The organism is Mesorhizobium sp. M7A.F.Ca.CA.002.15.2.1 (assembly GCF_003998715.1).
GTDB lineage: Bacteria > Pseudomonadota > Alphaproteobacteria > Rhizobiales > Rhizobiaceae > Mesorhizobium > Mesorhizobium ciceri.
Genome location: NZ_RZPI01000299.1, coordinates 1 through 6,325, shown reverse-complemented (window position 1 = coordinate 6,325; position 6,325 = coordinate 1). Strand labels below are relative to the sequence as shown.

Below are 6,325 nucleotides of genomic sequence, written 5' to 3'. Positions count from 1 at the left end.
GCATCGACGTCTCGATCATCGACAATGACGTCGAAATGATCCAGGCGGCGGCCGATTTCGGCTTCAAGGTCTACTATGGCGACGGCACGCGGCTGGACATCCTGCATGCCGCCGGTGCCGGCCGGGCGCGCGCCGTGCTGATCTGCGTCGACAAGGCCGATGTGGCTGTTCGCATCGCCCAGCTGATCAAGGCCGAATTCCCACTGCTCACCGTGCTGGCCCGCGCATTCGACCGTGGAACGGCGCTGCAGCTCATACGTGCCGGCGTCGACTACCAACTGCGCGAAACCTTCGAATCCGCACTTGTTTTCGGCGGCTCGGCCCTGGAATCTCTGGGCGTCGATCCCGAAGACGTGGCTGAAACGATCGAAGATGTCAGGCGCCGCGACACCGACCGCTTCGAAACCCAGCTCGCCGAAGGCATTCGCGCCGGACAGCGCTTCCTGAGAGGCAATATCGGCACGCCGATTCCGACACCGCTCTCGACGCCGCGCCGGCCTGGTCAGGCACTCAACGAAGAGACCGCGGGTGTGCTGCACAAATCCGAACCCGCCGATTGAGCAAGGAATCAGGTATGGAATTGGACAGCAGAGCCCTGTCGGTCACCAAATTCTGGCGCGATGCCGGCGAGGATGCCTGGTTCGAGAAGAACGAAGCATTCGATGCCGAGTTCCGCGACCGCTTTCTCGACCTGCACTACGCCGCCGCGCGGCGTGAATGCGACGACTGGCTGGAACATACCGAAGGCGCGCTGGCGCTGATGATCCTGCTCGACCAGTTTCCGCGGAACTGCTTTCGCGGCACCGGCCATATGTACGCGACCGATCCGCTCGCCAGATATTTCGCAGAGAAGGCGATCGCGGCTGGTCATGACCTGGCACTCGAGGAAGAACTCCGCGTTTTCCTCTACCTGCCCTATGAGCATTCGGAGCTACTGGCCGACCAGGATATTTCGGTCGAGCTGACGCAGGCCAGGGCCGAGCCCTATCTGAAGTATGCTGTCGAACATCGTGATATCATTGAGCAATTCGGCCGTTTTCCGCATCGAAACAGGATGCTTGGGCGCGAAACCACCTCGCAGGAGCAGACGTTCCTGGATGGTGGCGGCTTCTCGGGCTAAAGTTCGGCCGTCGCTTTGCCCAGAAATCAGGCCAGCCACCAATCCCGGCCGGACGACAATCGCTCGATGCCTGAGGTATCGACGGCGACCAGGCGGTCGGTGATGCTGCGACCGCTGACAACCAGGCCGGGCGCGATCTCGGCCAGCGGCGCCAGCACGAAGGCGCGCTCCAGCATGCGCGGATGCGGCACCTCCAGCCCGGTCTCGTGGATGACGCGGTCGCCGAACACCAGAATGTCGATGTCGATCAGCCGCGGCCCCCACCGCTCCTCGCGCACCCGCTTCAGCTTGCGCTCCGCATCGAGGCAGAGGTCGAGCAAGGCACGCGGTGCAAGCACGGTGGAAATTTCGGCGGCCGCATTGAGAAAATCCGGCTGATCGAGCTTGCCCCAGGGCGGTGTGCGATAAAGCGAGGAGACGCCGGTGACACGCGTATCCGCGTCGGCATCCAGCATGCGCAGCGCCGCGCTCATGGATTTCGCCGGATCGCCAAGATTGCCGCCAAGGCTGAGATAAACGGTACTATTCGGGCCAGACAACGGTCACCTCGACATAATCGAGCACGCCGGGCACTGGTGCGTTCGGCTTGCGCACCGTGATCTCGGCTTTCTTTATCTGCGGAAAACGCGCCGTCAGCGCACGGGCCACTTCGAGCGCCAGCGACTCGATCAGAAAACGGCGCTGCCCGGTGATGATCTTTTCAATGACGCTGAATGCAACGCCGTAGTGGACTGTATCCTCGATCGAATCTTCGGCAAGCGCCCGGCCTGGATCAACGGTCAGAACGGCATCGACATAGAAGCGCTGGCCGAGCCGTTCCTCCTCGTCCAGCACGCCGTGCCGGGCAAAGAAAGCGCAGTTCTTCATGCGGATGACATACATCGATCAGTTTCTCGCCCGGTCGGTTTGACGCGCCAGCATAGCATCGGCGAGCGCCAATGCGTCCACGTTGAATGCGACATCGTGGACGCGAAACAGATCGGCGCCCTGGAGCCTCAAAATGACGCTGGTCGCCGCTGTTCCGACCCCTCTGTCGGCGGCATCACGGCCGGTGACCGTGCCGATGAAGCGTTTTCGCGACGTGCCGGCCATCAGCGGCAGGCCGAGTGCATGCAATTCCGAAAAGCGTGCCATCAGGTCGAGATTTTCCTCCGCCGTCTCCTTGGCGAATCCGAAACCGGGATCGAGCACGATGTGATCATCGGCGATGCCGTTCTGGCGGGCGATTTCCAGCGACCTTCGCAGGAATGCCAACTGATCGGCAATCGCGTCCGGCAGCTTCTGGCGATCCCGCCCGGTATGCATGATGACAAGCCCGGCGCCGGTATCGGCGGCGACACGAGCAATATCGGGCTCGCGCTGCAAACCCCAGACATCGTTGACGATATGCGCGCCGGCGGCGACCGCCAGCCGCGCCGTGTCGGCGCGATAGGTATCGACCGAAATCAGCACCTCGTTCACGCCCGCCAGCGCTTCGATCACCGGCAGGATGCGGGCCTGTTCCTGGCTGGCCGATACCGCGGCAGCACCTGGGCGCGTCGATTCTCCCCCGACATCGACAACCAGTGCCCCTTCCCCGATCATGCGGCGCGCCTGGGCCAGCGCCTTTTCAGGAGCGTCGAACTGGCCGCCGTCGGAAAAGCTGTCGGGCGTGACATTGAGGATGCCGACGACCACGGCCTTGCCGCCAAGGTCGAGATGGCGTCCATGCGCCAATTGCCATCGCCTGGCCGTCATTGCTCATCGACCATGGAGTTCATCAATCATGTGTGATCCCTGGCGGATCAATTTCATTGCGCCGGCAACGGCCGTAAAGCAAGGTGGTCGAAGAGGCAACATGATGAAACGATCCATGCTTGGCATGAAAAAACAGTCCTTGGGCGTGAAACAATCCTTGGCTTGCGCGCTGCTGCTCGCCATAACGCCGCACCCGGCGGCGGCGGCCAATCTCGTCAAGACGTACAGCTATTTCGCCATTGGCGGCAGCACCCTCGACGACATCGAGGCACAACTCTCCAAACGCGGCCCGGAGGTGAAAAGCACCGGCACGCGGCACCCGGGCGCCACGCAAATGGCCTTCACCACCCGTATCAGCTATGCGCAGACACCGAGTTCCTGCCGGATTGCCGACGCGGTGGTGACCGTCAAGGTGAAGGTGATCCTTCCCGAGTGGCGCCGGCCGCGCAAGGCCGATGCCGATGTCAGGCTGTTCTGGGATACGCTGTCGGCCGACATCAAGCGCCATGAGGAGCGCCATGTCGAAATCGCCAAGAACCATGGCGGCGAACTCGAAGAGGCCTTGAAGGCCACCTACCCGCAAAAGAACTGCAACGCCGCCAAGGCCAAGGCGGCCGCGATCACCGCGGCTGTTCTGGCCAGGCACGACCGCGCCCAGCTTCAGTTCGACCGCGTCGAAAGCGTCAATTTCGAAAGCCGCATCTTGCGGCTGCTGCGCTACCGCATGGAGCGCATCGGCAACGGACGACTGCCGCCGGCCTGAACGCACCCGAACTGAAAGCCAATTCACCGAAACGTAGTGCCAGATTCGAAAAACTTTCGAGCCGCCGTCGAAACCGGCCTATATGGGACGACATATATCAGGCTCGCCAGACGAGCTTAAAACACCAATGCGATCCAAACGGTCATGAAGCCGGAGCGGCTGAACAGCGCCGGTCAAATCGCAAGCTTATGGATGAACGATCATGGACCAGGCTGTCGATGAGAAAACGATGGCGGAAACCGGCACGCCGATAACAGAGCGCGAAAAGAACGCCATCATCGGCGGCGTGCTGTTGTCGATGCTGTTGGCGGCACTCGATCAGACCATTGTCGCGCCGGCCATGCCGACCATCGGGCATGCGCTCGGAAACGCACACTATCTGCCATGGATCGTCACCGGTTATCTCCTGACCGCTACAGCCGTGGCTCCGCTCTACGGCAAGATTTCCGACGTCTACGGCCGCCGGCCGACCGTCTATGCCGCGATCCTGATCTTTTTGGCGGGATCGCTGGTCAGCGCGATGGCCCCCAACATGTTTGTGCTGGTTGTCGGGCGGGCGATCCAGGGCGCCGGTGGCGGCGGCTTGTTCGCTTTGACGCAGACCGTCGTCGGCGATCTCGTGCCGCCGCGCGAGCGGGCACGCTATGCCGCCTGGTTCTCCGGCACATGGGCTGTCGCCAGCATTGCCGGTCCGTTGCTCGGCGGCACTTTCGCAGAGCACCTGCACTGGTCACTGATCTTCTGGATCAACATTCCGCTTGGTTTTCTTGCGATGGCGATCATCAACAAGCCGCTCAAGAAACTGCCCATTGCCGCAAAGCGCCATCGCATCGACGGCCTGGGCGCGCTGCTTCTGATAATTGCCACGGCGCTGCTGCTGCTCGCCTTGAACTGGGGCGGCAGCGCCTATCCCTGGACTTCGCTTGAAGTCATCGGCGTTCTCTGCGGTTCGGCGATTTTCTGGAGCGCTTTTGCCTTGCGGCTCATGCGCGCCGCCGAGCCGCTCATCTCACTCGAAGTGCTTGGCAATCCAATCGTTCTGGCGGGCACGCTTTCGATGTTCCTGCTTCAGGCCGCAAGCGTCGGCATGGCTGTGTACCTGCCCGTCTATCTTCAGGCGGTGCTCGGCTTGTCGGCAGCGGAGTCGGGCATCGCGATGCTTGGGCTTCTGCTGGGGACCGTCGGCGGCGCGGCATTCAGCGGGCGTATGATCCCGCATTTCACCCACTACAAGCGCATTGCGATGGTGGGCGTCGTCTTCAGCATGCTGTGCCTCTGCCTGCTGGCCGTCGTCGCAGGATATGCAACGCTGCTGGAGGTCGAGGTCTTGACGATTTGCATCGGGTTTGGAACCGGAACGACGTTTCCGGTCACCACCGTGTCGGTCCAGAACGCCGTCGATCGCGTGCATCTCGGCGTCGCGACGGGCGTGCTGACATTCCTGCGTTCGCTTGGCAGTGCGCTTGGGGTCGCCATGCTCGGCGCGGTCGCTCTGGGCTACGGCTTGCCGCTTGCCGGTGAAGGCGTGCGGATCGCTGGCCATAGCGCGACGATCGAGCCGTTCGTGATGATCTTTGCCGTCGCCGCCGCTACATTGCTGCTGGGGCTGATCACGCTGACGCTGATGCCCGAAAAGGAGCTTCGCGGCTACGCCGACAATGCGGCGCCGATGCTGGCCGAGTAAAGTTCAGCCGGAGACGCCGAGCTTCTTCTGCAGGCTGGTCGATGAGGTCGTGTACTGGAAAACGATGCGCTCGCCGGGGCTGATGATGCGCTTGGCGGCCTGCGCCATCAGCGCCACTTCGTGGAAACCCGACAGGATCAGCTTCAGCTTGCCCGGATACCAGTTGATATCGCCGACCGCGAAGATGCCGGGCACCGATGTCTGGAATTTTTCGGTATCGACCGGAATGAGGTTCTCGTGAAGGTTGAGACCCCACTCCGCGATCGGTCCGAGCTTCATGGTCAGGCCGAAGAACGGCAGCATGCGCGTGCAAGGCACCTCGACGTCGCCATCCGGTCCCTTGATGGTGGCCGATGACAACTGGCCGTCGGCACCGGTCAATCCGGTCACCTGGCCGACCTGGAATTCGAGCTGCTTCATCTCCTGCATGGCATACATCTTGTTGACGCTGTCGGGAGCGGCGCGGAACTCAGGCCGCCGGTGCACCAGCGTCACGCTCTTTGCCACCGGCTGCAGGTTCAGCGTCCAGTCGAGCGCCGAGTCGCCGCCGCCGACAATGACGAGGTCGTGGCCGCGAAAATCCTCCATCCGGCGCACCGAATAGAAGACGCTCTTGCCTTCATAGGGCTCGATGCCGGGGATCGGCGGACGCTTGGGCTGGAAGTAGCCGCCGCCGGCGGCAATCACCACCACCTTGGCCTCGAACACCTCGTTTTCGTCGGTGGTGACGCGAAAACTGCCGTCCTCCAGTTTTTCCAGGCTGGAAACCATTCGGTTGTAGCTGAAATCGGGCTTGAACGGCGCGATCTGCTCGAGCAATTTGTCGACCAGCCCCTGCGCCGAGATCGAAGGCCAGCCTGGAATGTCGTAGATCGGCTTTTCCGGATAAAGTTCCGCGCATTGGCCGCCCGGCCGATCGAGAATGTCGATCAGGTGGCACTTCATGTCGAACAGGCCGAGCTCGAACACGGCAAACAGGCCGACCGGCCCTGCCCCGACAATAAGCACGTCTGTCCTGGTG

The 6,325-nt window shown here is 62.2% G+C and carries 8 protein-coding genes; 4 read left to right on the top strand and 4 right to left on the bottom strand.

Translation table 11 applies throughout. From position 1 onward, the window contains the following. Both ENZ74_RS17620 and ENZ74_RS17615 read left to right on the top strand, forming a co-directional pair. A partial coding sequence (locus ENZ74_RS17620; RefSeq protein ID WP_206522291.1) for an NAD-binding protein occupies positions 1–560 on the top strand: 560 nt, incomplete at its 5' end. Between the two features lie 14 nt (positions 561–574). Next, entirely contained in the window at positions 575–1,120 is a 546-nt protein-coding gene (locus ENZ74_RS17615; RefSeq protein ID WP_063167919.1) for a DUF924 family protein, read from the top strand. Positions 1,121–1,146: 26 nt separating this feature from the next. Here the strand turns inward: ENZ74_RS17615 and folK are convergent, their stop codons facing one another. From folK to folP, 3 genes are read right to left on the bottom strand one after another with little or no spacing between them, the layout of a single operon-like run. Next, on the bottom strand, positions 1,147–1,659 hold the full coding sequence (gene folK / locus ENZ74_RS17610) for a 2-amino-4-hydroxy-6-hydroxymethyldihydropteridine diphosphokinase (RefSeq protein WP_013531872.1): 513 nt from the start codon (positions 1,657–1,659) through the stop codon (positions 1,147–1,149). Then, positions 1,643–2,002 (bottom strand): dihydroneopterin aldolase, encoded by a 360-nt coding sequence (gene folB, locus ENZ74_RS17605; RefSeq protein ID WP_013531873.1) that lies wholly within the window; start codon positions 2,000–2,002, stop codon positions 1,643–1,645. Before folB ends, folK begins: the two co-directional genes overlap by 17 nt. Positions 2,003–2,005: 3 nt before the next feature. After that, complete coding sequence (folP, locus tag ENZ74_RS17600; protein WP_063167918.1) at positions 2,006–2,857, bottom strand: dihydropteroate synthase; 852 nt, start codon at positions 2,855–2,857, stop codon at positions 2,006–2,008. A gap of 103 nt (positions 2,858–2,960) precedes the next feature. On the opposite strand from folP, the gene ENZ74_RS17595 reads away from it, so the two are divergent. Further along, positions 2,961–3,620, top strand: a complete 660-nt coding sequence (locus tag ENZ74_RS17595) for a DUF922 domain-containing protein (protein WP_063170227.1) — start codon at positions 2,961–2,963, stop codon at positions 3,618–3,620. Between the two features lie 202 nt (positions 3,621–3,822). After that, positions 3,823–5,304 carry an MDR family MFS transporter gene (locus ENZ74_RS17590; protein WP_063167917.1) on the top strand — a complete coding sequence of 494 codons (1,482 nt, stop codon included), beginning with the start codon at positions 3,823–3,825 and terminating at the stop codon, positions 5,302–5,304. Positions 5,305–5,307: 3 nt separating this feature from the next. Here the strand turns inward: ENZ74_RS17590 and ENZ74_RS17585 are convergent, their stop codons facing one another. Further along, positions 5,308–6,312: an NAD(P)/FAD-dependent oxidoreductase gene (locus ENZ74_RS17585; protein ID WP_245470972.1), complete on the bottom strand. Its 1,005-nt coding sequence runs from the start codon at positions 6,310–6,312 to the stop codon at positions 5,308–5,310. Positions 6,313–6,325: the final 13 nt, after the last annotated feature.

Bases quoted from the DNA above. Each gene is read 5' to 3' on its own strand.
- ENZ74_RS17615 (WP_063167919.1), top strand. From the start codon at position 575: ATGGAATTGGACAGCAGAGCCCTGTCGGTCACCAAATTCTGGCGCGAT.
- folB (WP_013531873.1), bottom strand. From the start codon at position 2,002: ATGTATGTCATCCGCATGAAGAACTGCGCTTTCTTTGCCCGGCACGGC.
- folP (WP_063167918.1), bottom strand. From the start codon at position 2,857: ATGACGGCCAGGCGATGGCAATTGGCGCATGGACGCCATCTCGACCTT.
- ENZ74_RS17595 (WP_063170227.1), top strand. From the start codon at position 2,961: ATGAAACGATCCATGCTTGGCATGAAAAAACAGTCCTTGGGCGTGAAA.
- ENZ74_RS17590 (WP_063167917.1), top strand. From the start codon at position 3,823: ATGGACCAGGCTGTCGATGAGAAAACGATGGCGGAAACCGGCACGCCG.